21 protein-coding genes and 3 pseudogenes are annotated in these 25,618 nt (G+C 56.1%); 16 read left to right on the forward strand and 8 right to left on the reverse strand.

The features are described from left to right. Nucleotides 1-339 precede the first annotated feature (339 nt). The 4 genes and pseudogenes from USG84_RS24030 to USG84_RS05065 all read left to right on the forward strand — a co-directional run. A pseudogene (locus USG84_RS24030) lies at nucleotides 340-408 on the forward strand (hypothetical protein); the annotation flags it as partial. A gap of 195 nt (nucleotides 409-603) precedes the next feature. Then, nucleotides 604-2,253: pseudogene (locus USG84_RS24035) on the forward strand (FG-GAP-like repeat-containing protein); the annotation flags it as partial. A 72-nt stretch (nucleotides 2,254-2,325) separates the two neighbouring features. Further along, nucleotides 2,326-4,503, forward strand: coding sequence for a type I secretion system permease/ATPase (locus USG84_RS05060; RefSeq protein ID WP_320738190.1), 2,178 nt, complete (start codon nucleotides 2,326-2,328; stop codon nucleotides 4,501-4,503). Beyond that, nucleotides 4,500-5,675 carry an HlyD family type I secretion periplasmic adaptor subunit gene (locus tag USG84_RS05065; protein ID WP_151413807.1) on the forward strand — a complete coding sequence of 392 codons (1,176 nt, stop codon included), beginning with the start codon at nucleotides 4,500-4,502 and terminating at the stop codon, nucleotides 5,673-5,675. The genes USG84_RS05060 and USG84_RS05065 overlap by 4 nt, the downstream gene beginning before the upstream one ends. 34 nt (nucleotides 5,676-5,709) lie before the next feature. On the opposite strand, the gene USG84_RS05070 is transcribed toward USG84_RS05065, so the two are convergent. Continuing rightward, nucleotides 5,710-6,594 (reverse strand): MarR family transcriptional regulator, encoded by an 885-nt coding sequence (locus USG84_RS05070; RefSeq protein ID WP_151413878.1) that lies wholly within the window; start codon nucleotides 6,592-6,594, stop codon nucleotides 5,710-5,712. Between the two features lie 281 nt (nucleotides 6,595-6,875). On the opposite strand from USG84_RS05070, the gene USG84_RS05075 reads away from it, so the two are divergent. Beyond that, nucleotides 6,876-8,339: an EAL domain-containing protein gene (locus USG84_RS05075; protein WP_151413806.1), complete on the forward strand. Its 1,464-nt coding sequence runs from the start codon at nucleotides 6,876-6,878 to the stop codon at nucleotides 8,337-8,339. A 25-nt stretch (nucleotides 8,340-8,364) separates the two neighbouring features. On the opposite strand, the gene USG84_RS05080 is transcribed toward USG84_RS05075, so the two are convergent. From USG84_RS05080 to USG84_RS05090, 3 genes are all read right to left on the reverse strand, one after another. Further along, nucleotides 8,365-8,637, reverse strand: a complete 273-nt coding sequence (locus USG84_RS05080; protein ID WP_028013089.1) for a DUF883 family protein — start codon at nucleotides 8,635-8,637, stop codon at nucleotides 8,365-8,367. A 119-nt stretch (nucleotides 8,638-8,756) separates the two neighbouring features. Beyond that, entirely contained in the window at nucleotides 8,757-9,425 is a 669-nt protein-coding gene (locus USG84_RS05085; RefSeq protein WP_151413805.1) for an epoxyqueuosine reductase QueH, read from the reverse strand. Between the two features lie 172 nt (nucleotides 9,426-9,597). Then, entirely contained in the window at nucleotides 9,598-10,074 is a 477-nt protein-coding gene (locus USG84_RS05090; protein ID WP_045260478.1) for a GNAT family N-acetyltransferase, read from the reverse strand. 90 nt (nucleotides 10,075-10,164) lie between these two features. On the opposite strand from USG84_RS05090, the gene USG84_RS05095 reads away from it, so the two are divergent. Continuing rightward, nucleotides 10,165-11,136, forward strand: a complete 972-nt coding sequence (locus tag USG84_RS05095) for a LysR family transcriptional regulator (protein WP_253541936.1) — start codon at nucleotides 10,165-10,167, stop codon at nucleotides 11,134-11,136. Here the strand turns inward: USG84_RS05095 and USG84_RS05100 are convergent. Beyond that, on the reverse strand, nucleotides 11,049-11,954 hold the full coding sequence (locus tag USG84_RS05100; protein WP_253541938.1) for a LysR family transcriptional regulator: 906 nt from the start codon (nucleotides 11,952-11,954) through the stop codon (nucleotides 11,049-11,051). The genes USG84_RS05095 and USG84_RS05100 overlap by 88 nt on opposite strands. A 169-nt stretch (nucleotides 11,955-12,123) precedes the next feature. Between USG84_RS05100 and USG84_RS05105 the strand changes: the two genes are divergently transcribed. From USG84_RS05105 to USG84_RS05150, 10 genes and pseudogenes are all read left to right on the forward strand, one after another. Further along, entirely contained in the window at nucleotides 12,124-13,446 is a 1,323-nt protein-coding gene (locus USG84_RS05105; RefSeq protein WP_151413803.1) for an amidohydrolase family protein, read from the forward strand. A 66-nt stretch (nucleotides 13,447-13,512) separates the two neighbouring features. Beyond that, nucleotides 13,513-14,712, forward strand: a complete 1,200-nt coding sequence (locus USG84_RS05110; protein ID WP_151413802.1) for an arabinose transporter — start codon at nucleotides 13,513-13,515, stop codon at nucleotides 14,710-14,712. A 55-nt stretch (nucleotides 14,713-14,767) separates the two neighbouring features. Continuing rightward, on the forward strand, nucleotides 14,768-15,538 hold the full coding sequence (locus tag USG84_RS05115; RefSeq protein WP_151413801.1) for an SDR family oxidoreductase: 771 nt from the start codon (nucleotides 14,768-14,770) through the stop codon (nucleotides 15,536-15,538). A gap of 141 nt (nucleotides 15,539-15,679) precedes the next feature. After that, nucleotides 15,680-16,162 (forward strand): Hcp family type VI secretion system effector, encoded by a 483-nt coding sequence (locus USG84_RS05120; protein ID WP_151413800.1) that lies wholly within the window; start codon nucleotides 15,680-15,682, stop codon nucleotides 16,160-16,162. After that, the gene (locus USG84_RS05125; RefSeq protein ID WP_151413799.1) at nucleotides 16,159-16,635 is read left to right on the forward strand and encodes a DUF2778 domain-containing protein; all 477 of its coding nucleotides are present in this window, start codon (nucleotides 16,159-16,161) and stop codon (nucleotides 16,633-16,635) included. Before USG84_RS05120 ends, USG84_RS05125 begins: the two co-directional genes overlap by 4 nt. 1 nt (nucleotide 16,636) lies before the next feature. Continuing rightward, complete coding sequence (locus tag USG84_RS05130; RefSeq protein WP_151413798.1) at nucleotides 16,637-16,876, forward strand: hypothetical protein; 240 nt, start codon at nucleotides 16,637-16,639, stop codon at nucleotides 16,874-16,876. Between the two features lie 175 nt (nucleotides 16,877-17,051). Next, a pseudogene (locus USG84_RS05135) lies at nucleotides 17,052-17,426 on the forward strand (hypothetical protein); the annotation flags it as partial. 229 nt (nucleotides 17,427-17,655) lie between these two features. Beyond that, nucleotides 17,656-17,931, forward strand: a complete 276-nt coding sequence (locus USG84_RS05140; RefSeq protein ID WP_028013093.1) for a metal/formaldehyde-sensitive transcriptional repressor — start codon at nucleotides 17,656-17,658, stop codon at nucleotides 17,929-17,931. 31 nt (nucleotides 17,932-17,962) lie between these two features. Beyond that, complete coding sequence (locus tag USG84_RS05145; protein WP_041910069.1) at nucleotides 17,963-19,081, forward strand: S-(hydroxymethyl)glutathione dehydrogenase/class III alcohol dehydrogenase; 1,119 nt, start codon at nucleotides 17,963-17,965, stop codon at nucleotides 19,079-19,081. A gap of 160 nt (nucleotides 19,082-19,241) precedes the next feature. Further along, a complete protein-coding gene (locus tag USG84_RS05150) occupies nucleotides 19,242-20,933 on the forward strand; it encodes a methyl-accepting chemotaxis protein (RefSeq protein WP_253541942.1) in 1,692 nt (563 codons plus the stop codon). A 46-nt stretch (nucleotides 20,934-20,979) separates the two neighbouring features. Here the strand turns inward: USG84_RS05150 and USG84_RS05155 are convergent, their stop codons facing one another. From USG84_RS05155 to USG84_RS05165, 3 genes are all read right to left on the reverse strand, one after another. Further along, on the reverse strand, nucleotides 20,980-23,361 hold the full coding sequence (locus USG84_RS05155; RefSeq protein ID WP_320738191.1) for a glucose/quinate/shikimate family membrane-bound PQQ-dependent dehydrogenase: 2,382 nt from the start codon (nucleotides 23,359-23,361) through the stop codon (nucleotides 20,980-20,982). 247 nt (nucleotides 23,362-23,608) lie between these two features. After that, nucleotides 23,609-24,532 (reverse strand): LysR substrate-binding domain-containing protein, encoded by a 924-nt coding sequence (locus tag USG84_RS05160; RefSeq protein WP_151413756.1) that lies wholly within the window; start codon nucleotides 24,530-24,532, stop codon nucleotides 23,609-23,611. Nucleotides 24,533-24,718: 186 nt separating this feature from the next. Beyond that, a complete protein-coding gene (locus USG84_RS05165; protein WP_061098262.1) occupies nucleotides 24,719-25,603 on the reverse strand; it encodes an SDR family oxidoreductase in 885 nt (294 codons plus the stop codon). Nucleotides 25,604-25,618 lie beyond the last annotated feature (15 nt).

Consider the following 25,618-nt stretch of genomic DNA (forward strand, 5'->3'; position numbering starts at 1 on the left):
TACGATGTCACGGCACAGGTGAAAAGCAGCGCGGGCAACGGCAATACCGCCGGGTTGACTACCGGTAGCCTGATCGTGGGCAGTGAAGAGTCGTTGACACCGACCTGGTCATTTACCGCCGCGAACTACTCCTATTCTTCCAGCTATATGCTGGATGCGGACGGGCTGTGGACGATTATGGCTAACCAGCAATTCGCATCGGCAAACGCCGGTAGCCGTAATTCTTACACCGTTTCAGGTAATTTCTCGATGACGGGAAATTACACAACCGGTACCTACGCGGATATCAACCGCGACGGGCTGGCTGACGTGCTGGCGGAAGGAACAAGCTACTCGTACATGGCGCAGCTGATTAACAACGGAGATGGGACCTACACCTCCAGTACGCTGACCAATATGGGGGCTGCGGTGTGGTATGGCGCGGTGGTCGCCATTGACATTCAGGGCGATGGCTACACCGACTTTGTGATTGGCGATGCGGGTGGGCCGGATTCCAGCACATTTATGCTCAATAACAACGGCGCGCTGACGGGCAGTTCGAAGTCCGGGACGTACTCCAATTTTGTATCGGGCTCAACGGTAGGTAACTACAACAGCCTGATTGAAACGTCCGGCGTGGATTTAAACAACGACGGAAAAGTTGATATTGCCCAGCATACGACCAATGGGGGCAACAACTACGCCCTGTCGACCATGTTTAACCAGGGCAATGGCACATTTACCTGGGGGCAAAATTTTACCAACACCATGTACAGCGGCTATGGCGCAGCCGCAGCGTCCAGCGCAGTAAGTATGACCTGGGCCGACTTTAACGGTGATGGTTATATGGACCTGTATATGAGCATGTCGCGCACCTCCAGCGGAACCAGCCAGGGCGGGGTGTTAATGCTGAACGACGGTAGCGGTAACCTTCTTACCGGCACTGCGGTTGGAACGGCGACCACGGATAAGTTTGTGGGTAACGTCAGCGTGGCGGTGGACTGGAACCTCGACGGCAAGATGGACATCATCAAGCTGGCGAATAGCGGGCAGTCTTATCTTTACACCAATGATGGACTGGAGGGTACCGCAAGCTTTACCGCCTCAAAATTCAGTACCGCTACGTCAAGCCAGGTATCCGGCGCGGCCCTGCTGGATTACGACTGGGATGGCGCACAGGATCTGCTGATTTTCCGTCAAAACGGTACGGTGCTTCTGGAGCGGAATACCAATACGGTCGCGCCTGGAACGGCATTGCATTTGAAGATTGTCGACAGTGAAGGGATTAACGCCTTCTTTGGCAACACGGTCCAGCTTTACGACTCGGCAGGTCAACTGGTCGCCAGCGAAATCATCAATGCCCAGTCCGGGATCGGCATTAACGATTCTTCATCGCTCATCAGTTTTTACGGTCTGGATCCTAATGAAACATACCGCGCGGTGCTGGTTCGCGCCGTTAACGGTGTATCGAGCAATGAAATTTGGGATGGGCTGACGGCAGGGGACGGTAAAGAAAGTTATGCCCTGACGGCTGAAGCGGCCACGGGCGGTCACCAGGGTACCCTGACAGGTACCGGCTACAACGATACCTTTATCGCTGAGGCAGGAACGTATACCTACAACGGTTCTGGTGGCTGGACGACGACCTCAGAACACGACACCTGGAGCAGTACAGGCGGTATGGATGTTGTGGATTATCGTAACGCCACTTCCGGCGTCACCGTGGATCTGGGACGCTCAACGGCCCAGAGTACCGGATTCGATACCGTAACGCTGGTGAACATTGAAGGCATCAACGGCTCGAACTTCGACGACGTCATTACCGGCAACAGCGGTGATAACCAGTTCGAAGGCCGCGGCGGGAACGACACCTTCAACATCGGCAGCGGCGGCCACGATACGTTGCTCTACAAGCTGATCAACGCCTCGGACGCGACGGGCGGTAACGGTCACGACGTGGTGAACGGCTTCACCGTCGGCACCTGGGAAGGCACGGCGGACACGGATCGTATTGACCTGCGCGATCTGCTCTCCGGCAGCGGCTATACCGGCACGGGCTCGGCGAGCTACGTGAACGGCGTGGCCACGCTGGACAGCAGCGCGGGCAATATCACCGATTACGTCCGCGTGGTGCAGAACGGCAGCAATACCGAAATCCAGGTGGATCTGGACGGTACCGCAGGCCAGTTCTCGCCAACCACCCTGGTGACGCTCAACGGCGTGCAGACGGACCTGGCGACGCTGCTGGCGAATCATCAATTGTTAATTGCGTAAACCAACGCCGCGGGGAGCAATCCTCGCGGCCTTTTGGCGTTTCTTTACACGAATGGCGTTAACCCGGAGATTATGAAGACACATCCACAGTACGAACCCTGGCTGCAGGGCATGCTCATCATCGCGAAGCACTACCGGCTGGACTTTTCGGTGGAGCACGTTCGGGTCACGATTAACCATGAAAGCCAGTCTCCGCGCCAGCTGGTGCTGGAGGAAATGGCGCGCCAGCTTGGGCTGGGGATGCGCGTGGCGGCTGATGCAATGTCTCTCGACCCGTGGCGCCTGCCGCTGCTGGCGGAATTCACCGGCGGACAAATCGCGGTCATTAACCGCATGGACAACGAAGGCAACGTCAGCCTGCAGTTCAGCGGCGACGGCGGGCTGGAGACGACGCTGACGCGGGACGCGCTCGGCTCACGGTTGAAAACGCTGCTGGTGCTGCGCCCGCTTGAGTCTACGCCGGACGCCCGCGTGGACGACTACATCAAACCGTATGAGAAAAACTGGTTCTGGCAGCTGGCGCTGAAGGACTGGCGCCGCTACAGCGATATTATGCTGGTGGCGCTGGTCGCTAACGTGCTGGCGCTCTCCGGCATGGTCTTCTCCATGCAGGTGTACGACAGGGTGGTGCCGTCGCAGTCGGAGGCCACGCTGTGGGTGCTGTTTGGCGGCGTCATGCTTGCCATCGTGTTTGAATTCATCATGCGCATGCTGCGCGTGCATATTTCGGACGTGGTGGGGAAACGCGCCGACCTGCGCATCTCAGAACGCGTTTTTGCTCACGCGCTGCGGATTAAAAACGGGGCGCGCTCCAAATCAACCGGCTCGTTTATCGCCCAGATCCGCGAGCTGGAATCGGTGCGCGAGCTCATCACCTCGACCACCATTGCGGCGATCTCCGATCTGCCGTTCTTCCTGCTGTTCGTCTTTATTCTGTGGATGATTGGCGGCCCGCTGGTGCTGGTGGTCCTGCTCGCCGTGCCGCTGCTGCTCATTCCGGGCCTGCTGGTGCAGCGCCCGCTGGGGAAGCTCTCCAGCGAAGGGATGCGCGAATCCGCCATTCGTAACGCCACGCTGGTGGAGGCGGTGCAGGGCATTGAAGACATCAAGCTGATGCGCGCCGAGCAGCGCTTCCAGAACCAGTGGAACAACACCAACGACGTGGCCGCCAGCGTCGGCATGAAGCAGCGCTGGCTGACGGGGCTTCTGTTGACCTGGACGCAGGAGGTGCAGTCCATCGTCTATGCGGTGGTGCTGCTGGTGGGCTGTTACCTGGTCATCAGCGGCGACATGACGACCGGCGCGCTGGTGGGAACGTCGATTCTGGCGTCGCGCACTATCGCGCCGCTGTCGCAGATCTCTGGCGTGCTCTCGCGTTGGCAGTCGGCAAAAGTGGCCCGCAAGGGGCTGGACGACCTGATGCAGCGCCCGATTGACGATCCGCAGCACGGCAAGAAAGTGCATAAAGCGCACCTGCGCGGCGACTACGCGCTTGAAGACGTCGGGTTCTATTACGACGAGGAAGAGAAGCTCACCGTGCTCGACATCAGCAAGCTTAAGATCCGCGCCGGGGAGCGCGTGGCGGTGCTGGGGCGTAACGGCTCCGGTAAAAGCACGCTGCTGCAGCTTCTGGCGGGCATGCAGGAGCCGCAGCAGGGGAGCATCCTGCTGGACGATATTGCCCTCAATCATCTGGACCCGGCCGACCTGCGTCGCGATATGCAGCTGCTCAGCCAGCAGGCGCGGCTGTTCTTTGGCTCCGTGCGGGACAATATCCTGATGGGCAACCCGCTCGCCACCGACGATGAAATTCATCAGGCGCTGGTCAACAGCGGCGCGCTGGAGTTCGTGCGCAAGCAGAAAATGGGAATGAACACCATCATCAACGAGGGCGGAACGGGCCTCTCCGGCGGACAGCGTCAGGCGCTGCTGCTGGCGCGCGCGTTGATCACTGCCCCGAATATCCTGCTGCTGGATGAGCCTACCGCCTGGCTGGACGAGATGAGCGAGAAGCAGTTTATTCAGCATCTTCACAAATGGCTGGGCAAGCGCCGGACGCTGGTGGTAGCAACCCATCGCCTGCCGATTCTGGATTTGGTCGACCGCATCATTGTGCTGGAAAACGGCAAGGTGGTGATGGACGGCCCGCGCGACGCGATCCTGCATCAGCACGGGCTGGCGCCGCAAAAGGCGGCACAGCGCACCGTGACCATGAAGCCGGCGGCGGTTGCAGAGGAGGGCGCGGCATGAATGATTTCTCCCGTTATAACAGCCGTCTGAAAGAGCCGCGCCTGCCGCGCTCCTCGCTGGTGGCATGGTCGCTGTTCGCCCTGCTGGCGGCGTTTATCGCCTGGGCGAGCCTGTTCCAGCTGGATGAAGTCACCACCGGCAGCGGCAAGGTGATACCGTCTTCCCATGAGCAGGTGATTCAGTCCCTGGAAGGGGGGATTATTCACAGCCTGATGGTGCGCGAGGGCGATATCGTTGAGCGCGGCCAGCAGCTGGCGCAGCTTGACCGGACGAAAACCGAGTCCAGCGTGCTGGAGAGCGAGTCTCGTCTGAACGCGGCGCTGGCAACGGCTGCGCGTCTGAAGGCCGAAGTCAACGACACGGAGCTCGCGTTTCCCGAGGAGCTGGACGATGACGTTGAGCTGGTCAAACAGGAAACGGCGCTCTATCAGTCCCGTCGCGAGAGTCTCGAAAAAGGGCTGGCCGGCTTACGGCAGGGTGCCGAACTGGTGCAGCGCGAGCTGTCTTTGACCCGTCCGCTGGTGACCCAGGGGGCGGCCAGCAAGGTTGAGGTGTTACGTCTTGAGCGTCAAAAAAATGAGCTTGAGAATAAAATCACCGAGATGAAAAACCAGTATTACGTGCGCGCCCGCGAAGAGCTGGCGAAAGCCAACGCGGAGATTGAAGCCCAGCGTTCGGTGATGAAAGGGCGTGAGGACTCCCTGACCCGGCTGACCTTCAACGCGCCGGTGCGTGGGATTGTGAAGGATATTGACGTGACGACCGTGGGTGGCGTTATTCCCCCGAACGGCAAGCTGATGAGCCTGGTCCCGCTGGACGACCAGATGGTGGTTGAGGCGAAAATCTCGCCGCGCGATGTCGCGTTTATCCACCCCGGCCAGAAAGCGCTGGTGAAAATTACGGCCTATGACTACTCCATCTATGGAGGACTGGAGGGCGAGGTGACCATGATTTCGCCGGACACCCTGCAGGACGAGGTGAAAAGAGATGTCTACTACTACCGCGTCTATATCCGTACCGACAGTAACCACCTGACCAATAAGCAGGGCAAAGACTTTCCGGTCTTTCCGGGCATGATTGCGACGGTAGATATTAAAACCGGCAGCAAAACCATCCTGGATTATCTGTTGAAACCGCTGAACAAGGCAAAAGAGGCGCTGCGCGAAAGATAAAGATTGGCGTTCGGGATACCGAACGCCATTTGTATTATACCGTTGACGTTACGCTGTTTGGGTGGCGTCGCTCCTTCGGCACCACGTTAATGTAATGAGTAACATAGGCAAAATACAATCCGGCATAGTTTTCGACCAGTTCGAAAAACGCCGGATACACCGACAGGCGACCGTCACCGCGATCTTTAAGATAACCTGCCTCATGCGCCGATTTGATAATCCGGTTGACGTGGATCCGGGAGACAAAGAATTCTTTCGCGAGCGTGCTGGCGGAGTAGTGAATAACCGCGCCGTGGGCGGATTTGTTTTTTATGGCCTGCTGGTAAAGATACAGCATAATCATGCGGCCTCCATCCTTATCAATAAATAATCCCACTTCCGGTAAAACTTTTCTGAACGTTAATCCCCGAAAAAGATATTCTGCCGCGCGGCGGAAGAAATTATTTCTCAACGTGTCATTATCCAGCAGGTTTACATCAATATTAAACGTCGGGTAAAGAATGCTGACGGGCAAAAATGCACCGGACATATAGCGTTTGAGTTCATTCAATCCTTTTTCGGTTGGAGCAATTCTCGTTTTTCGCCGGTCTTCCGTACAGCGCCAGGTCCTGATGCGCCCCGTGGTTCTGAGTATTGTAATGATTGCAATAACGCTGTTGGGGCTGGCTATTTTATAGCGGGAACATAACTCTTTTATCTCTGAGACGGATTCGGCCTGATTGCCAAATATAAAACAACACATGGAGAGGATAATGTTAAATCGTGATTCCTGAAGCATTGTCTTGTAGAACAAGGGTTGTTTTTTGTAGATGGCGTCATTGATTGTGTAGTGTTCTAATATTGCCTCACTAAAACGCGGGTTGCTTTTTATAACATCCCTTCGATGTAGCAAGGCCCTGGATGAGATGTGATTATCCATAGCATTTTTCTCGTATTTGATGAGTCGATAGATGAAGTATCCAGCCTTCTTTTTCGGAATTTTCATTATACCTGAGAAAAAGTGGCTTGAGGTCGGTATTTTAAAAGAAATATATAGTTATATTGATGCGCTTAAAAAGCGTGATTAACGAAAAGATGTTACGGGGTGTGGCGTTGATAACAGTATCTTAACCTGATGGTGTATTGTAAAATTATTATACACACCGCTGTTGGTTTAAATATTCATAATAATAATGGCGCTTTCGTGCCCAGGAGCAGGTTATGACCCATAAAATTTCTCTCAGGAATGTTGCGCGCAACGAGCAAAGGTTTGTCATTTCAGCCTGCGGCTTTACGTTTCAGGGATATCACCTGCTGCTCAAAAAGTACGGAATAGAGACTGCGCATATTCACTTCGATGGAGATGAGTTATCCGATCCTGACAAGGAAAATATCCTTATTCATCAAAATGCTCACATCGTAGTGTTCCTGGGAAAAGGTAGGGTAGATCTGCTGGAGAGCCTGACGCGACTGGCATCCGTGCTCAATGCACTTCCTGTTATTCGTCGTGTTACCCTGTATGGTGATATACCCGACAGCTGGCTATATCGAACCCTGGGAAGCCTTCTAAATAATAGCCATCAGTTATCATTGATTCGCATAGCCAGCGTTTCTGATGTAATAACCTGTTTCCATACCCACAATAATGGCTTTAAAGATCGCTCGCGCTTATTACGCGATTACTATCTCGATTGCACTTCGCGAGAAAATCTTAAATGGTTAACAAGAAGAGAGGTTGATGTTTTATTAAATTTCTATCGCGGCATGTCTATAAAAGACCTGTGCGACAAGCTGAGGCTCTCTAATAAAACGGTTTACACCCATCGTAAAGAAGGTTTGCAGAAATTACATTATATCAAGCGATGGTTGAATGAACCGCGCAATGTAAAAGTGGAAAGGCGGATTAAAAGCCAAAATCAGAAAGTGGACTTCACCGATAAAGAGGCGGAGGTTTTTAATGCGCTGGTGAAAAGGGAGATATTCCCCGCCTATCAGATCATTACCGATCGTGACAAGAAAGGAGTGGGGTTTGAGATACTCATTCGCTGGAATAAGAACGGTAAAATAGTCAAGCCAGCCCGTTTCCTGAATGATATTTCTAATTATGAAGTCTGGCTAAAAATTACGGCTATGGTGATCCACGCCGCCGTGTCCGGGATTAATAAATATAACGGTAAATTCTATTTTTCCGTGAATATTCCGCCTCGTCTGGCGTCCGGGAACGCGCTGCCAGAGATGGCAAGGAAAGCCATCGGCATGCTGCTCAACCCCCAGTGGGCGGAAAAGCTGGTCTTTGAATTCGCGGAAGATATTGATGTGACGAAAGATAAAAGCATCCCTGAAACCATGCGGCACCTGCGTAATACGGGGTGCAGACTGTTTCTTGATGACTGCTTCTCAAGCCATCACGCCATGTTCCCCGTCAGGCAGGTGCATTTTGATGGGCTCAAGCTGGATCGGGACATCGTCGATCATTTTGTGGCGAACGACAACGATTATAATCTGATTAAAGCGATACAGATTTACAGCGACATGACCGGAACGGCTTGCATTGCAGAGGGCGTTGACAATGAAGAGAAATTTGAAAAATTAGTCGAGCTGGGGGTGAAAAACTTTCAGGGTTATTATCTTTCGCGCGCGGTGAAAGAGGAGGAATTAGACCGCATGGTGAGATTGTTCAGCTAAAAAATAAAGCCCCGAAGGGCCTTGTTTATTTGCGTCCCAGCAACAGACCAAGCACAATACCGACGGCGCCCGCGGCGATAAGACCGGTAAGCGGGTTATTTCTGACCGCTTCAGTCACGTCAGAGACGGCATCGCTGGCCTGTGCGGCATATTTTTTCGCAGCGCCTTTTACCTGATGCTTCGGTGAATCAACAAATTCACCGAACTGCTGCTGGGCTGAACCTGAAAGTTCATCAAATTTATTTTTTGCTTTGTCTTCAGCAAACTGGGTGTTTTTATCAGTACCGAAATCAGACATTTTTGCCTCCTTTTGTTGATAGTTAAAGGATAGCCTCTCTTTGAAAAGATGAGAGGCGTAACGCTAAATTTCGGAGGGAATTGGCCTGTTTTCGGATATATCTACACCAGAAGAGGGCGTTATTTTTCGCTCTCATCCTGGCCATAATACAGTTTGCCAATGCGGATAAGCGGGCGGCCCTGAGACTTGCGGTGCAGGTTGCTGTCCCGCAGGGAGTACACGCAGCCGCAATATTCCTGCTGGTAAAACTGTTCCCGCTTGCTGATCTCAATCATGCGCGATGAGCCGCCCTGTTTGCGCCAGTTGTAGTCCCAGTAGACCATCCCCGGATAGCGCGCTGCCGCACGCTGGCCGCAGTCATTGATCTGCTGCATATTCTTCCAGCGCGAGATCCCCAGCGAGCTGCTGATAACGCTAAAACCATTTTCCGCCGCGTACAGCGCCGTGCGCTCGAAGCGCATATCGAAGCACATGGTGCAGCGGACGCCGCGCTCGGGCTCCCACTCCATGCCTTTTGCGCGTTCGAACCAGTTATCGGTGTCGTAATCGGCATCAACAAACGGCACGCCGTGTTTTTCCGCAAAACGGATATTCTCCTCTTTGCGGATAAGGTATTCCTTTTGCGGATGGATGTTGGGGTTATAGAAGAAAATGGTGTAATCAATGCCCGAGGCCTGAATAGCTTCCATTACTTCACCGGAGCAGGGGGCGCAGCAGGAGTGCAGCAGAAGCTTATCGGCGCCGTTTGGCAGGCTGAGTTGCGGGCGGATGAAGGGAGTTGTACTCATTTTGCTCTACAATATGTTAATGAAATTTATGGAATTGTAGCACAAGATATTAATATCTTCAGACAGTAGCGATGGGCTGAGGGATCCCCATAAATAAACGCAAGCAGCGAGCAATCCCCTCGCCCCTTTGGGGGTGGGTTAGGGTGAGGGGAACATACGGCTCAGGTGGTCATTATTCGGCAAATTTGAGCAGCGCTTCGCCGTCAAGACGGTAGCGTACCCATTCGGACTGCGGCAGCGCGCCAATGCTCAGATAAAAATCGATGGCGGGCTGGTTCCAGTCCAGCACGCTCCATTCAAGGCGGCCACACTGCCGTTTTACCGCGAGTTGAGCGATATGCTTCAGCAGCGCTCTGCCCGCGCCCTTACCGCGATAGTCCGGAGAAATATACAGGTCTTCCATATAAATCCCGTTGCGCCCAAGCCAGGTCGAATAGCTGGTGAAGAACACGGCATAGCCGGCGATCCTGCCGTCAAACTCAGCGATCAAGGCCTCGGTTTTACTGCCCGCACCAAAGAGGGTTTCCCGGATCTCGTCCGGCGTGGTTACGACCTCTTCGGGCGCTTTTTCATACACCGCCAGCTCATAGATCATGGCGTAAATGGCCGCTGCATCTTCGGGACGGGCCTGACGAAGGGTTATGCTCATTGTTTTTCCTGTTTTTTTGCACGGTTCGCGATTGATGGCGTTAAGCATACGGAGTATTGTCCGAAGAATTAAGTGCAATGAAATCAACAAATGATGAATATTATGCATCCGGCTCTGAGACGTCTTGATTTAAACCTGCTGCCCGTTTTTGACGCCATTTACCGCCACCGTTCCGTTCGCCTCGCAGCCGACGAGCTGGCGATGAGCACCTCGGCGCTGAGCCATGCGCTGTCGCGTCTGCGCACGACCCTTAACGATCCGCTCTTTTTCCGGGAAGGGCATCGTATGTCCCCCAGCGTGTATGCCGCTCAGCTTGCGCCTTCTATTGCTTCCGCATTGTCATTCCTTAACCAGGAGCTGACCCCGCAGCCGGAGTTTGACGCCGCCAGCAGTACCGAAAGCTTACAAATTGGGATTACGGATTTTACCGCGCTGTGCATTTTTCCCACCCTGATGCACAAGCTGCAGGCTGCTGCCCCGGGCTTGCGTTTCGAATTGCGCTATCTGCCGCACAGCCCGGCGCTGACGGAACTCCTGGCCGGTGAGGTGGATCTTGCGCTCGGTTTCAGCACCCCGGAGGAGAGTCGCCATCCGGAGCTGGAGGAGATCGGCTGGTTTGAAGATGAGTATGTGGTCATCAGCAACGCGCGCCGGACCCGGCTGACGCTGGAGGATTACCTCGCTGCCCGACACCTGGTGGTGACGCCGTGGAATGAAAAGCAGGGCGTTCTGGACGTGCGGCTTGAGCAGCTGGGCTATACGCGGCACATTGCGATCAAAACGCCGTCGATGCTGAGCGCGCCGTTTATCGTAGCGGAAAGCGACCTGCTGATGGCCATTCCTCGTTACGCCGCCGAGAAGCTGGTTGCGGCAGCGGAACTAAGGATTTTTGCCTTGCCGTTCTCTATTCCCAGGTTTGAGGTGAAAATTTACTCTCATAAGCGCAGCGGCCAGCGGGGGGCGACCCGCTGGCTTCAGGAGGAGCTGCAAATGCTGGCGCAAAATTCCATAAAGGCTTCGACTGCGGCGGGAGGAAGCCGACGTGAAGGGCGGGTGATATAGAGTGGATAGGTTTCGTCCGGCCATTCCGGGAAAAGTTCGACCAGCATTCCGTCAGCGATCTGCTGCGCAACGCTGAGCGAAAGCACCTGGGCAATGCCAACGCCACTTACGCAGGACTGAACCATCAGATCGACGTCGGTTGTCGTGAGGTGGCCACGGGTTTCAACCGTCAGTACTTCCCGACCACGGCGGAATTCCCATTCAAACGGCCTACCGCGGCGAGGATCGATGAACTGGATGCACTCGTGCCTGTTCAACGCTTCAGGATGCTCCGGTCGCCCGTACCGTTCCAGATAGGCCGGTGATGCGACCGTCAGCACGCGCGTCTTTAACAACAATTTTGACGTAATCGTTGAGGGAAGCTGCGGCCCGAAACGCACCGCAACATCAATTCCCTCCGTCACTAAATCCCCGACGTCCGGTTGCTGGACCACCGTCAGCTCCAGTTCCGGATGACGTTCGCGTAACAGCGGCAGGTTAGGCGCCAAAATATGTCGGGCAAATATTGGATTAACGCTGACCCTTAATGCACCCCGAACCGCCACGGCGGCACCGGCAACGTAGCTTGCTGCAACTTCGATACCTTCCAGATGTGGAGCGGCGCGCTCATACAAAGCCCGTCCTTCATTCGTCAGGTTCGTGGTACGCGTCGTCCGGTTCAGCAAGCGCACGCCGAGCCTCTCTTCAAGCCTGTCTATCGATCTGCTGACGCCAGACGCGGATAGCCCCAGCACTTCGCCAGCGCGGCTGAAGCTACCCGACTCTACCACCGCAGCCAGGACGCTTAATCCTGACAGTAACCGTCCGTCAAAACTCATTTCCGCTCACCTTTGAATTTATGCAAATATAATTTGAATAAACCTACCTTTATCAAAGATGGCGCGCAACCTATTGTGTCAGCCCATTCGTTGCGAAGAGCAATTTTCACGATCGTCGCCCTGGCGAACCGCGCAACGAACGGCACCACTTAACCCAGAGGAACACGAAATGACAACGACGCGCACGCTTTTTAAAGGCGGCATTATCCTGACCCTGGATGCTGACGTACCTAATCTCTCCGTGGGCGATGTGCTTGTGCAGGACGACCGAATAGCGGCTGTAGGTCCGGATCTGCACGCGGATGACGCCCATGTGATTGACGCCACCGATCATATTGTTATGCCCGGCCTGATTGATGCCCATCACCACATGTGGCTCGGGGTTATGCGCCGCATGATGCCGGACGTCGATGACCTTTTTGCTTACATTGATGTCGTCGCAGAGAAGCTGGGCAAACATTATCGTCCACTGGACATGTACCTGAGCACAAAGCTCACGGCACTTGCCTCGCTGGACGCTGGTATCACGACCATTATTGATGCCTGCCACAACTCGCGCAGCCCGGAGCATACCGATGCCGCACTTGATGCCCTGAGTGAAAGCGGCATTCGTGCATTGCACATGGTAGGTGCGGCAATGGACAAGGGTGCTCCATCCGCGCATTTGCCGAACGATCTGGCGCGGCTGTCACAACGCTGGAACTCCACTGACAGCCTTGTTCAGGTGGGCCTGTTTGGTCAGCTCAATCTTGACTGGTGGGAGGTCGCCCGCAAGCTCGACATGCGCATTCTGACTGAATTCATCGGCGATCTGGCAAATCTCGGCCCCGAGTTTGCCAGACCGGGCGTGCTGGGCACGGATAATATCTTCAATCACTGCTCAAGGGTGCCTCAGGATACATGGAAGCTGCTGGCGGATGCCGGGGTCAACGTCACGGTCAATCCACGTTCGGATGCGTTATTTGGCTTCGACGATGAAACCTTTGCTTACCAGCAGGCTGTTGATAATGGCTTAACCCCGGCGCTGGGCATCGACCTGGACACGGCGTTTGGCAGCGATATTTTCGGAGAAATGCACGCGCTGTTCGGTCAGCAGCGATCGGCTATGCGCTACCGTCGCTTCCGTGGCGAGGAGAACGTGCCATCTCCCATCACGGCAGAAGCGGTCCTTAAGGCGGCAACCGTGAATGGCGCGCGTGCGGCCGGGCTTGAGGAACAGATTGGGACCCTTACGCCAGGAAAGCAGGCCGACATTATCATGATTCGTACTAACGGCGTCGCCGTTTTCCCGGTGACCAACGCCATCGGCACTGTCGTCCAGGCGATCGAACGGTCTGATGTGGATACCGTGATGGTGGCAGGCCAGCTGCGCAAGCGTGCGGGCAAGTTAACGGGCATCGATCTGGCGGCGCTGAGCGCGGATATTATTCACTCTCGCGATTATCTCCTCAAAGCCAGCGGCTATCACACCGATCTCTTTACAGCATCTTGATAACAGAGCGGCCCGATACGCCGGGCCGTTCAACTCTCTTACGCCTGTATCATCAAGGAGAATTTGATGGAAGCCCACGTAATAAAGCGGCTAGCGGAGGATAACGCTCCGTCCGCACTTCTTCCCCGCCCGGCAACGGGCGTTATTGCCGCGCTATTTTTTGGCTATCTGGCCGTCGGACTGCCGTTGCCAGTGATTCCCTTGTTCATCCACGGGCATCTCGGCTTTAGCAACGTCGTGGTGGGACTGGTCATCGGCATCCAGTTCCTGGCTACGGTGCTTACCCGCGGCTACGCCGGGCGGGTTACCGACCAGCAGGGCGGCAAACGTTCCGCTCTACAGGGCGCGATCCTTTCGGCGCTGGCCGGAGGGCTATATCTGGTGGCTTCGGCAACGGACCTGTCGCCCACCGCCACACTTTGCATTGTTATCGCAGGGCGTCTGATGGCCGGGTTTGGCGAAAGCCAGTTCGTGACGGGATGCGTGTCATGGGCAATTGCCTCCGTCGGCCCTCAGCGCGCCGGGATGTCAATGTCGTGGACCGGCATCGCCATGTTTGCGGCACTGTCGATTAGTGCCCCGGTTGGGATGGCGTTATATCAGCATTACAGCCTCGCGACGGCGATGATTGCCTGTATTGCTTCACCGCTACTGGCCGCCCTGATTGCATTAGGCACTGCATCATATAGATCGCCAGGAGGTCCGCGGCTGCCGTTCCATCGCGTAGTAAGGCGCATCTGGCGCGAAGGGCTGGGATTGATGCTGCAGGGTGTCGGACTTTCCGGGCTGACCGCTTTTGCCTCGCTGTACTTTGCAGCGCATCACTGGCAGAACGCCGGCTTGGTGATGACTGCTTTTGGTCTGGGTTTTATTTTTGTTCGCGTCGCTTTCGGACATCTACCGGACCAAATGGGCGGCTATCGCGTTGCGGTTTGGTCCCTGGCGGTTGAGGCTCTCGGCCAGGCAATGCTGTGGCTGGGATCAAACGAATGGATGGCGCTTGCCGGCGCTCTGGTAACCGGCCTGGGCTGTGCGCTGGTTTTCCCCGCGCTGGGCGTCGAAGCCTTAAGACGTGTTCCAGAAGCCAACCGCGGCAGTGCGATGGGCGCCTTCGTTGCCTTTCTGGATGTCGCTTATGGCATCGCCGGGCCTGTAGCTGGCCTGATCGCCGGTCAGTTTAGCTATGCAGCCGTATATCTGTCTGGGGCGATCTGTGCGCTGCTGGGTGCGCTGCTTGCGAGCGCGTCGCGCAGGCAGCAATTCTGAACATACCTCAAAGCCGTCAGCCGCGGCTGTTGGTTTAATAATCTGGAGAAATTATATGTCACGCATTTTCATCTCAGGCTCGTCCACGGGCCTCGGCCTGATGGCAGCCGAACTGCTGGTTCAACAAGGACATCAGGTTGTGCTCCACGCGCGTAATGTCAGCCGTGCGGAAGACGCTCAACGCGCCTTACCTCAGGCTGAAGCCGTTGTTGTGGGTGACCTGGAGACCATCGCCGGTGCCAGGGAAACGGCATTACGCGTCAACGACCTGGGGCATTTCGATGCCGTCATCCACAATGCAGCCGTTGGCTACAACGAAGCGCATCGCGTGACCCGCGACGGGCTGCCGCATGTTTTCGCGATCAACACGCTCTCGGCTTACATCCTCACCGCGCTGATTGAACGCCCGCAGCGCCTCGTCTACCTGAGTTCAGGTATGCATCATCATGTCCGGGCAAACCTGGACGATATTCTCTGGCGCAAACGCCGCTGGAACGGCGCTGACGCCTATGCAGAGAGCAAATTACATGACGCTATGCTGGCTTTTGCTCTGGCGCGTCGCTGGCGTAACGTACGGAGCAATAGCCTGGAGCCTGGCTGGGTGCCGACAAAAATGGGTGGGCCGCATGCCCCGGACGATATGGACCAGGCACATCGCACTCAGGCATGGCTTGCCGCCAGCCATGACTCTGCGGCTGATGTGACGGGGAAATATTTCTACCACATGAAGCGCATGGCCGCTAATCAACAGGCTCTCGATGCGGCATTGCAGGATCGCTTCATTGATATTTGTACAGAGATTTCAGGGATAGCGCTGCCGGAGTAATCTTTAATCAGGCAACGGACCAAACTGTGAACCCGCTTCGGCGGGTTTTTTGTGAATTACTTCTTATGGCGGTAAGCACGAATTGAATTAAGCCTCATAAAGAGCATGGTTATACTCCGCGTTTTTATAAGGAGATAAATCATGGCTATACCAGCATACTTATGGTTGAAAGACGATGGCGGCGCGGACATTATTGGCTCTGTAGATGTACAGGGTCGAGATGGCAGTATTGAGATCCACAGCTTCGCTCATGGTCTGCATTTGCCTACAGATAATATGACTGGCAAGATAACCGGCACCCGCATGCATAGCGCGTTGACCTTCGAGAAAGAGTTTGACTCCTCCAGTCCATACCTCTACAAGGCTGTGGCCAAAGGCCAGACACTGAAAAGCGCTGAATTTAAATGGTACAAAATCAACGACGCAGGGCAAGAAGTCGAATACTTCAACATGCTTCTTGAGGGCGTTAAAGTCGTCTCTGTATGTCCGCTGATGCATAACTGCAAAAATGCCAGCACCGAAAAGCACAACCACCTCGAAGCGATTTCCCTGCGCTATGAAAAAATCACATGGAAGTACTGCGATGGCAATATCATGTTCACTGATGCGTGGAATGAACGATGATACACTGCACATTCAGGCTGAACGGTAACGCGCTGTCAAACCTGAGCTGCCCGGGGGTAGGTTTTTTCCCAGCCTATTCCGGTAACGAAGGACATCACCGCAATAACCCGGATTCAGTTGCTGTGAAGAACATAGGGCCGCTTCCGCCAGGTAAATATTACATTGTGGAGAGGCCAAGAAGCATCGGCACACGAGTAAAAGATTTTTTCGCTACCAAGTACACGGGTTCCGATCATTCTATTTGGTTTGCATTGTACCGGGACGATCCCAGTATTGATGACGTAACTTTCTTTGAAGAAGTCGCAAGGGGTAATTTCAGGCTGCATCCCGCAGGTTATGAAGGTATAAGCAACGGCTGCATAACGCTGCCTTCTCCGGCACACTTTCACATTCTCCGAGAGGCACTGTTGAGAACACCTCAAACCCTCGTGACGGCTTCGTTGTCCGCTTACGGCACTGTACAGGTGTATTAACATGGCTCCAGCAAAACAGGCAGGGATGTGGCTGATTCAGTTCATTTCGTTTCTGGTCATCTTCTCCGTGATTTATATCGTATTCCCCTTTGAATACCTTTTTGACGTCTACAGCGACAAAGTGGGGTTCATAACGGAAACGGACTGGAGTGACATGGTGCTGTTCAGCATTATGGCCGTGTCAGTGCTGATGAATGCCGTGCTGATATTCCTCGTGGGCTCAGCGAGAAAGAAAGGTTAAAATTGCGCAAACCCGCTTCGGCGGGTTTTTTTATCTTCGAAAACCATCTTTACCAGTGGCGTGACATTGCAGAGTTTGACCGCGCATCTGCCGCCGCTGCAAAGGACGGCCGCCAGCGACCAGAATACGGTGGCCTTGGTTTTGTCGATACAGCTGATCCGAACCCTGAATGTCGGCATATATCAATGCGCTGGTGCAGGAAGGTAAACTCCGGCGCTTCCGTAACCTGAATATTTCCTTCTCTGATTCTCTGGTGAAGCGAAACAGCCGTAGGACGCGAGACATTATCGCCAGCCCTGAGGCTCAGGAATTGTGGTCATGTCAGTTTGGCGTAAAGCAGGCTGACGAGTGGGAAATTATCAACGCCGCCGGGCGCTCGGTTGGGCAGACCGTTTCCCGCGCTGGTGGCGGCCAGATTACCGGTGGTCGTGGTGGTTACCCGGGACCAGAATTTTCCGGCTTTATGCTGGCTGGCGGAATGGGCCTGAGCTTCGATCATGTTGTTATCCCGGCGATGATTAGCGAGGACTATATCGAGCGGTTGTCGGAAAGTGGGACGTTATGAAACTGGAAGGAGCTACGCAAATGCATGAATTTTGGGGGCAAATTTGGGGGCAAAAAAGGTCTTAGGGGCAATTTGGGGGCAGTAAAAAGGCTCAATATGTCCGATAGTGTCTTTTCGTCATATCTCCTAAATGGCTGATAACCATGAAAAACATAATGTTTACAAAAGATTACTAAAAAGGGTACCATACCCCCCTATAGTATCAAGAGGGCATATGCCGCACTCACCCGAAGATAAAAAACGTATTCTGACGCGCGTTCGTCGCATTCGGGGCCAGGTTGATGCCCTTGAACGCGCGCTGGAGTCGGGCGACCCCTGTCTGGCCATCCTGCAGCAAATTGCCGCCGTGCGCGGCGCTGCCAATGGCCTGATGGGCGAAATGGTTGAAATTCATCTCAAAGACGAGCTGGTGACGGGAGACACAACGCCGGATCAGCGAGCCGTGCGGATGGCGGAAGTCGGCCATTTGCTGCGCTCTTATCTAAAATAAACCCACACACCTCACAATAAGGGACGTCACTATGAAATCTCGCGCTGCTGTCGCATTTGGCCCCGGCCAGCCGCTGAAAATCGTCGACATCGACGTAGCACCGCCGAAAAAAGGCGAAGTGCTGATCAAAATCACCCATACCGGCGTGTGCCATACCGATGCGTTTACCCTCTCTGGTGACGACCCGGAAGGCGTCTTCCCGGCGGTGCTGGGTCATGAAGGCGGCGGGATTGTGGTGGAAGTGGGCGAGGGCGTGACCAGCCTGAAGCCAGGCGATCACGTTATCCCGCTGTACACCGCGGAATGCGGCGAGTGTAAGTTCTGTAAATCCGGCAAAACTAACCTCTGCCAGGCCGTTCGCGCCACCCAGGGGAAAGGGCTGATGCCGGACGGCACCACCCGTTTCTCCTACAACGGTGAGCCAATCTATCACTACATGGGTACCAGCACCTTCAGCGAATACACCGTTTGCGCGGAGATCTCCCTGGCGAAGGTCAACCCTCAGGCGCCGCTGGATAAAGTCTGCCTGCTGGGCTGCGGCGTAACCACCGGCATTGGCGCGGTGCATAACACGGCAAAAGTCAAGGAGGGCGACACCGTGGCGGTGTTCGGTCTCGGCGGCATTGGTCTGGCGGTGATTCAGGGTGCGGTCCAGGCGAAGGCCGGTCGTATCATCGCGGTCGATACCAACCCGGAAAAATTCAAGCTTGCGGGCGAAATGGGCGCGACCGATTTCGTGAACCCGAAAGATCACGAGAAACCGATTCAGGACGTCATCGTTGAGATGACCGACGGCGGCGTGGACTTCAGCTTCGAGTGTATTGGCAACGTGAACGTGATGCGTTCCGCGCTGGAATGCTGCCACAAGGGCTGGGGTGAGAGCATCATCATCGGCGTGGCCGGGGCAGGCCAGGAGATCAAAACCCGTCCATTCCAGCTGGTGACCGGACGCGTCTGGCGCGGCTCCGCGTTTGGCGGCGTGAAGGGGCGTACCCAGCTTCCCGGCATGGTTGAAGACGCGATGGTCGGTAAAATTCAGCTCGACCCGTTCATCACCCACCGTTTGCCGCTGGAGCAGATCAACGAGGCGTTCGATCTGATGCACGAAGGAAAATCCATCCGCACCGTCATTCATTTCGGCGACAAGTAACTCTTCTGCCAGCGGTTTTTAGCCGCTGGCATTTCTTTAATAATCTTTTCTAAAGTGTGACCAGTGCGGCGTTTTTAGCCGTAATTTAAATCTCAACCGTGCCGATGACTATCTAACAGGCGTGTTTTTACGCATCTTACCTACAAGAGAGTCGACGGTCATGGACAACACTTCTTCGATGCAGGCGCAGCGCAAGCTGAGCTTCCTGCATCACATCAGGCTGGTTCCGCTGTTTTCCTCCATTCTCGGTGGCATTATTCTGCTGTTTGCCTTGAGCTCGGGTCTGGCGGGGTATTTCCTGCTGCAGGCCGACAACGATCAGCAGGACGTCACATCAGAAATTCAGGTGCGTATGGGGCTGTCGAACAGCTCAAACCATCTGCGAACCGCGCGTATCAATATGATCCACGCCGGCGCGGCAAGCCGTATCGCGGAGATGGAGGCCATGAAGCAGAACATCCGCGAGGCGGAAACGCGCATCAAGCAGTCCCAGGATAGCTTTACCGCCTATATGAATCGTTCCGTGCGCAGCGCTGCGGACGAAGCGCTGGATGCGGACCTGAAGGCACGCTACGACGCCTATATTGCGGGCCTCCAGCCGATGGTCAAATTTGCCAAAAACGGCATGTTCGAGGCGATCATCAACCACGAAAATGAGACCGCCCGCCCGCTGGACGACGCTTACAACGCCGTTCTGCTGAAGGCGATTAAGATCCGCACCGACCGCGCCAATGCGCTGACGGCGCAGGCGCACAGCCGCACGCAGCTGGGCCTGATGTTTATGGTGGGGGCGTTTGCGCTGGCGCTGCTGCTGACCGCGATGACCTTCGTCGTGCTGCGCCGCACGGTCATTAATCCGCTCCAGCGTGCCGCCACCCGCATCGAGAATATCGCGAAGGGCGATTTAACGATGCCTGACGATGCGACGAGCCGCAGCGAAATTGGCCGCCTGACGCGCGATCTGCAAACCATGCAGCACTCCCTTGAAACAACGGTCGGCACCGTCCGTCAGGGGGCGGAGGAGATCTATCGGGGTACCAGCGAGATCTCTGCCGGTAACACCGATCTCTCTTCGCGCACCGAGCAGCAGGCCGCGGCCATTGAGCAGACGGCCGCGAGCATGGAGCAGCTGACCGCGACGGTGAAGCAGAACGCCGATAACGCCCATCATGCCAGCAAGCTGGCGGAAGATGCCTCCGGGAAAGCCAGCCGCGGTGGCCAGATGGTCTCCGGCGTGGTGAAAACCATGGGCAATATCTCAAGCAGTTCGAAGAAAATCTCTGAGATCACCGCGGTGATCAACAGCATCGCCTTCCAGACCAATATCCTGGCGCTTAACGCGGCGGTAGAAGCGGCGCGCGCGGGCGAGCAGGGACGCGGGTTCGCCGTGGTGGCCAGCGAAGTCCGTACTCTGGCCAGCCGCAGCGCCAACGCCGCAAAAGAGATCGAAAGCCTGATCAACGAATCGGTCTCGCTGATTGACCAGGGTTCCGGTGAGGTCGTTGCCGCAGGCAACACCATGAATGAGATCGTCGAGGCGGTTAAGCGCGTAACCGACATCATGCTGGAGATTGCTGCCGCGTCTGACGAGCAGAGCCGCGGTATCGTGCAGGTCAGCCAGGCTATTTCGGAGATGGATAAAGTGACCCAGCAGAACGCCTCGCTGGTGGAAGAGGCCTCCGCGGCGGCGGCGTCGCTGGAAGAGCAGGGCGCTCGCCTGACCGAGGCGGTCGGGGCGTTTCGTCTGAGCAATGCAAAGCCGGGCCGCGCGGTGGCGTCAGCGCCAGTGGTGACGAGCGCGCCGTTGCGTCCGGCGGCGACGGTTTCCGGGGATAACTGGGAGACGTTCTGAGGCGTACCGGGCAAAAAAAGGGACCTTTCGGTCCCTTTTTCACATCTTATTTTTTATCGGGTAACGCGTACGCGATAACGTAATCACCGCGATCCGGCGACTGGCGAGCGCCCCCGGCGTTGATGACGATGTACTGCTTGCCGGTTTTCGGCGAGACGTAGGTCATCGGGCCGGACTGGCTGCCGACCGGCAGGCGGTCCTTCCAGATCTCTTTCCCGGTGGCGGTATCAAACGCGCGCAGGTAGAAATCCTGGGTGCCGGCGAAGAACAGCAGGCCGGACTGGGTTGAGAGCGACGCGCCCAGCGTTGGCATCCCGATTGGGATCGGCATGTGCATGCGAATGCCCAGCGGGCCGGTATCTTCCACGGTACCAACCGGTACCTGCCACACCAGCTTGCCGGTTTTCAGGTCAACGGCCGACATGGTGCCGAACGGCGGCTTCTGGCACGGAATACCCAGCGGCGACAGGAAGCGTTCGCGCATCGCGCCGAACGGCGTGCCGTCCATCGGGACAATCCCCATCTCAATGCCGCTGGCGTTTTTCGCCACGTTCGCGCGCGGCACCATGTAGTTTGCCAGGCCCAGGCGCATATCGTTGACGAACATCAGGCTGTTGTTCGGGTCAACGGAAACGCTGCCCCAGTTCATCCCGCCGAGCGAGCCGGGGAACTGCAGGGAACGGTCGAGACCCGGCGGGGTGAAGACGCCCTGATGACGCATCTCTTTAAACTGAATGCGGCACAGCAGCAGGTCGACAGGCGTTGCTCCCCACATGTCGGACTCGGTCAGCGTCTGGTTGCCAATCATCGGCATGCCAACGGAATACGGCTGGGTCGGCGAGTAGCGCTCACCTTCAACGTTACCTGCCGGAACGGGACGTTCCTCCACCTTCGCCACCGGCTTGCCGGTTTCGCGGTTGAGCATAAAGATCATGCCCTGCTTGCTGGTCTGCACCAGCACTGGCGTGTTGCCGCCTTTGCCGTCCGGCAGGTCGTACAGCAGCGGCTGGGAAGGCAGGTCAAAGTCCCACAGGTCGTGGTGGGTGGTCTGGAAATGCCAGCGCACCTGTCCGGTGGTCGCGTCAACGGCGACGATGGAGGAGCTGTATTTATCGTCCAGCGCGGTGCGCTCGCCCGCCCAGAAGTCCGGGGTGGCGTTGCCGGTTGGCAGGTAGATCAGGTTTAGCTTAGCGTCGTAAGACATCGCAGACCAGACGTTCGGGGTGCCGCGCGTGTAGGTCTGGCCTTCCGGCGGCAGGCCGGTCAGGTTCGGGTTACCCGGATCCCACGCCCAGGCAAGCTTACCGGTGTGAACGTCGTATGCGCGCACCACGCCCGGCGGTTCGCCGGTGGAGAAGTTATCCGCTACGCGACCGCCGACGACAACGACGTTTCCGGCCACCAGCGGCGTGGAGGTCTGCTGATAATAGCCCGGCTTGATTTCGCCCATGCCGATGCTCAGATCCACGGTGCCATGGTCGCCGAAGTCATCGCACACCTTGCCGGTATCCGCGTTGATGGCAATCAGACGGGCGTCGGTGGTTGGCAGGAACAGACGGCGCGGGCAGGCCGCAGGCTGAGCTTCGTTTGGTGACGTTGTCACGCTTGAACGATCTTCAAAATAGCCCAGACCGCGACAGCGCTGCCAGTTAGGCGCGGTGGCTTTAGAATCGTAGCGCCATTTTTCCTTCCCGGAATCCACGTCCAGCGCCAGGACTTTACTGTACGGGGTACAGACATAGAGCGTGTCGCCAATCTGCAATGGCGTGTTCTGATCTTCCGCACCGGAGCCGTTGCTCTGCGGAATATCGCCGGTGTGCGCCACCCAGGCGACTTTCAGATCGCTGACGTTTTGCTTGTTGATCTGGTCCAGCGCGGCGAAGCGGTCGCCGTGGGTGGTGTTGCCCCAGTGCTCCCAGCTTTTCTGCTGTTCGCCGGGGGCGACGGGCTTCACCGGAACGGGCTCGTTCGCCGCCACGAGAGTTTGCGGCTTAAACATCCAGCCGAGGCTGACCAGCATCGCTAGCGCGATCACCGCCGCAACGCCATAAGCCGGGGCTTTATTCGCTGCGCCGCGGTTGGCCGCGCGCAGGAAAGGCCAGACGATGGCGCAGAGGAAGGCCAGTACGGCAAAGGTGAACAGGCGCGAGAAGAGCGGCCAGAAATCCCAGCCCGCATCGCTTACCGCCCAGAACAGCGAGGCAATAAACGCGATGCCGTAAAGCACGATCCCGCTGCTGCGATTGAGGAAAATCAGGAGCGCGGCAATGACCATCACCACGCCCATTATCAGGAAGTAAAAACTTCCGCCTACGGTGGCGAGCTTAAAGCCCAACCCGCCGACCGCCAGACCGATGAGCAACATCAGTCCGGCAAGGAGCCACTGCAGAATACGAGGTACCCCGCGCGGCGCGCTGCCAAATGCCATTTCTGTCTCCTTTAAATCCCCCGTCGTGCCGGATATGTACCAGTTGGATAATAAATGCGGGAGATATAATGATTAATACGAGTGAATTCGTGTTTATAAAATGATTAGCGAACCATTTGGTGAATCCGTCGCTATGATAAAACTGTTAAATTGTTTTACGCAATTGTTAATGAATCATTCCGCATTATTTGATTAACGCACGGGCCAGTTCCCTCTCCCCTAAGGGGAGAGGGTGAGGGGTAAGAGGTCAAACAGGCATGGATTTGCGAATCGCGCTCAGCAGCGTTTGTGCGCCCGTGGAAAGTGGGGTATCCACGCGGGTCAAAATACCGATGGGTTCACCCGCACCGGGGGAGGTTATCGGCAGGGCGGTCAGCGTGCCTTGGCGTAAATCATCTTTTACCGCACCGGATGGGACGAACCAGACGTAGTCATAATCCAGGGTAAGCTGACGCGAAAGGGAAGCCGAAAGCGTTTCGATGCACCCTGAAGGTAGCGTACACCCCTGCATCTGCAGCAAGGATTCGGCGGCCTGGCGCGGGACGGTGCCTTTCGGGCAAACCACTACCGGCCACTCCATCACCCGGCTTAACGTCACCGTGTCCTGCAGCAGGGGGTGATCGGGGCGAACCACCAGCTTCAGGGATTCCAGGAACAGCAGCTCATAATTGAGGCCGCCCATCAGCTCAGGGTCAGACATTCGCCCGATGCCGAGATCCAGTTCACCGGATTTCAGCCCCGCGAGCAGCATGGTGTTATTCATGGTGGCAACCTGAATAGTGGTATTGCGCTGCTGCTTGTGGAACTGACCAATAACGGGCGGCAGAATCCCCAGCGCCGCGGTTGGCAGGGCACCGACGCGCACCACCTCGCTGGTGTGCTCTTCTTTTCGGTGCAGGGACTGGCCTGCGGTGTTGAGCGCATCCAGCACCTTCACGGCGTGCGTCAGGAACTGTTCGCCCACCAGAGTCAGCTGTGCCCCCAGCCGACCGCGGTCAAATAGACGGGCGCCGGTCAGCTGTTCCAGCTCGTTGAGGGTTTTCGAGAGCGCAGGCTGGCTCAGGTTAAGAGTTTCAGCCGCGCGCCCCAGCGTTCCCTGTTGAGCGACGGCCACAAATGTATGCAAATGGCGCAAGCGTATGCGCTGACTGAACAGACCATTTTTTTCCATAGGCGATGTTAAAAACAGAGCGATGCGGGTGACAAGTTAAGTTGTTTAATTTTGATAACCTGATAGCAAAATATTTTTAACATTTGATCTGTTTGAGTTACAACATGTTTTTCAGGCGGGGCGGGTGATGAACGTCCTTGTTCATTTATTGCTCACTGCGTGGAAGGGAAAAAAGCGTAACGGGTTTTAAATCACGCCGTCGCCGCCGTCAGAACACCATACCTGACCGGAGGTAAAGGAACATTCATCCGAGGCCAGCGTGACGTACAGCGGAGCAATTTCGACGGGCTGCCCCGGACGACCCAGCGGGGTATCTCCGCCGAACTCCTTCACTTTTTCCATCGGCTGGCCGCCGCTGGACTGCAGTACCGTCCAGTACGGGCCGGGGGCGACCGCGTTGACGCGAATGCCTTTCGGACCCAGCTGTTTGGCTAAGGATTTGGTAAACACCGCCAGACAGGCCTTCGTCTGGGCATAGTCCAGCAGCACGGGGCTCGGCTTCACCGCCTGAACGGAGGAGGTGTTAATGATCACGGACGACGCTTTCAGGTGGCGCAGGGCCGCCTTGGTGATCCAGAAGGGGGCGTAAACGTTGGTTTTGAACGTCGCGTCAAAATCTTCGGTGGTCAGCTCTTCAAGGGATTCCCGGTACTGCTGACGGCCTGCGTTGTTGATCAGAATATCCAGCCCGCCCAGCTTCGAGACGGCTTCTTCCACCAGATTCTGGCAGAAGGTTTCATCCCGCACGTCTCCGGGCAGCGCGATGGCCTTGCGGCCTTCCGCTTTGATCAGGTCGATGACCTCGGCGGCATCTTTCTCTTCTTCAGGCAGATAGTTGATGGCAACGTCTGCCCCTTCACGGGCGTAGGCGATAGCCACCGCGCGACCAATGCCGGAGTCACCACCGGTGATCAGCGCTTTTTTGCCGGCAAGGCGGCCATGCCCTTTATAGCTTGTTTCCCCGTGGTCGGGTACAGGCTGCATTTCAGACGCCAGTCCCGGCGGCGTTTGCGGCTGTTCCGGGAAAGGGGGTTGCGGGTAAGCGTTCGTACGTTGTGTAGTATCACTCATAGCTGACTCCTTAAG

Origin of the sequence: Enterobacter sp. 168J2, assembly GCF_034107265.1 — a bacterium.
In the GTDB taxonomy this organism is placed as follows: Bacteria; Pseudomonadota; Gammaproteobacteria; order Enterobacterales; family Enterobacteriaceae; genus Enterobacter; species Enterobacter nematophilus.

Coding starts and splice junctions, on each gene's coding strand:
- USG84_RS05155 (WP_320738191.1), bottom strand. CDS start 23,361: ATGGCATTTGGCAGCGCGCCGCGCGGGGTACCTCGTATTCTGCAGTGG.
- USG84_RS05120 (WP_151413800.1), top strand. CDS start 15,680: ATGGCTATACCAGCATACTTATGGTTGAAAGACGATGGCGGCGCGGAC.
- USG84_RS05110 (WP_151413802.1), top strand. CDS start 13,513: ATGGAAGCCCACGTAATAAAGCGGCTAGCGGAGGATAACGCTCCGTCC.
- USG84_RS05065 (WP_151413807.1), top strand. CDS start 4,500: ATGAATGATTTCTCCCGTTATAACAGCCGTCTGAAAGAGCCGCGCCTG.
- USG84_RS05150 (WP_253541942.1), top strand. CDS start 19,242: ATGGACAACACTTCTTCGATGCAGGCGCAGCGCAAGCTGAGCTTCCTG.
- USG84_RS05090 (WP_045260478.1), bottom strand. CDS start 10,074: ATGAGCATAACCCTTCGTCAGGCCCGTCCCGAAGATGCAGCGGCCATT.
- USG84_RS05145 (WP_041910069.1), top strand. CDS start 17,963: ATGAAATCTCGCGCTGCTGTCGCATTTGGCCCCGGCCAGCCGCTGAAA.
- USG84_RS05075 (WP_151413806.1), top strand. CDS start 6,876: ATGACCCATAAAATTTCTCTCAGGAATGTTGCGCGCAACGAGCAAAGG.
- USG84_RS05130 (WP_151413798.1), top strand. CDS start 16,637: ATGGCTCCAGCAAAACAGGCAGGGATGTGGCTGATTCAGTTCATTTCG.
- USG84_RS05105 (WP_151413803.1), top strand. CDS start 12,124: ATGACAACGACGCGCACGCTTTTTAAAGGCGGCATTATCCTGACCCTG.
- USG84_RS05100 (WP_253541938.1), bottom strand. CDS start 11,954: ATGAGTTTTGACGGACGGTTACTGTCAGGATTAAGCGTCCTGGCTGCG.
- USG84_RS05160 (WP_151413756.1), bottom strand. CDS start 24,532: ATGGAAAAAAATGGTCTGTTCAGTCAGCGCATACGCTTGCGCCATTTG.
- USG84_RS05080 (WP_028013089.1), bottom strand. CDS start 8,637: ATGTCTGATTTCGGTACTGATAAAAACACCCAGTTTGCTGAAGACAAA.
- USG84_RS05125 (WP_151413799.1), top strand. CDS start 16,159: ATGATACACTGCACATTCAGGCTGAACGGTAACGCGCTGTCAAACCTG.
- USG84_RS05140 (WP_028013093.1), top strand. CDS start 17,656: ATGCCGCACTCACCCGAAGATAAAAAACGTATTCTGACGCGCGTTCGT.
- USG84_RS05085 (WP_151413805.1), bottom strand. CDS start 9,425: ATGAGTACAACTCCCTTCATCCGCCCGCAACTCAGCCTGCCAAACGGC.
- USG84_RS05060 (WP_320738190.1), top strand. CDS start 2,326: ATGAAGACACATCCACAGTACGAACCCTGGCTGCAGGGCATGCTCATC.
- USG84_RS05070 (WP_151413878.1), bottom strand. CDS start 6,594: ATGGATAATCACATCTCATCCAGGGCCTTGCTACATCGAAGGGATGTT.
- USG84_RS05165 (WP_061098262.1), bottom strand. CDS start 25,603: ATGAGTGATACTACACAACGTACGAACGCTTACCCGCAACCCCCTTTC.
- USG84_RS05095 (WP_253541936.1), top strand. CDS start 10,165: ATGATGAATATTATGCATCCGGCTCTGAGACGTCTTGATTTAAACCTG.
- USG84_RS05115 (WP_151413801.1), top strand. CDS start 14,768: ATGTCACGCATTTTCATCTCAGGCTCGTCCACGGGCCTCGGCCTGATG.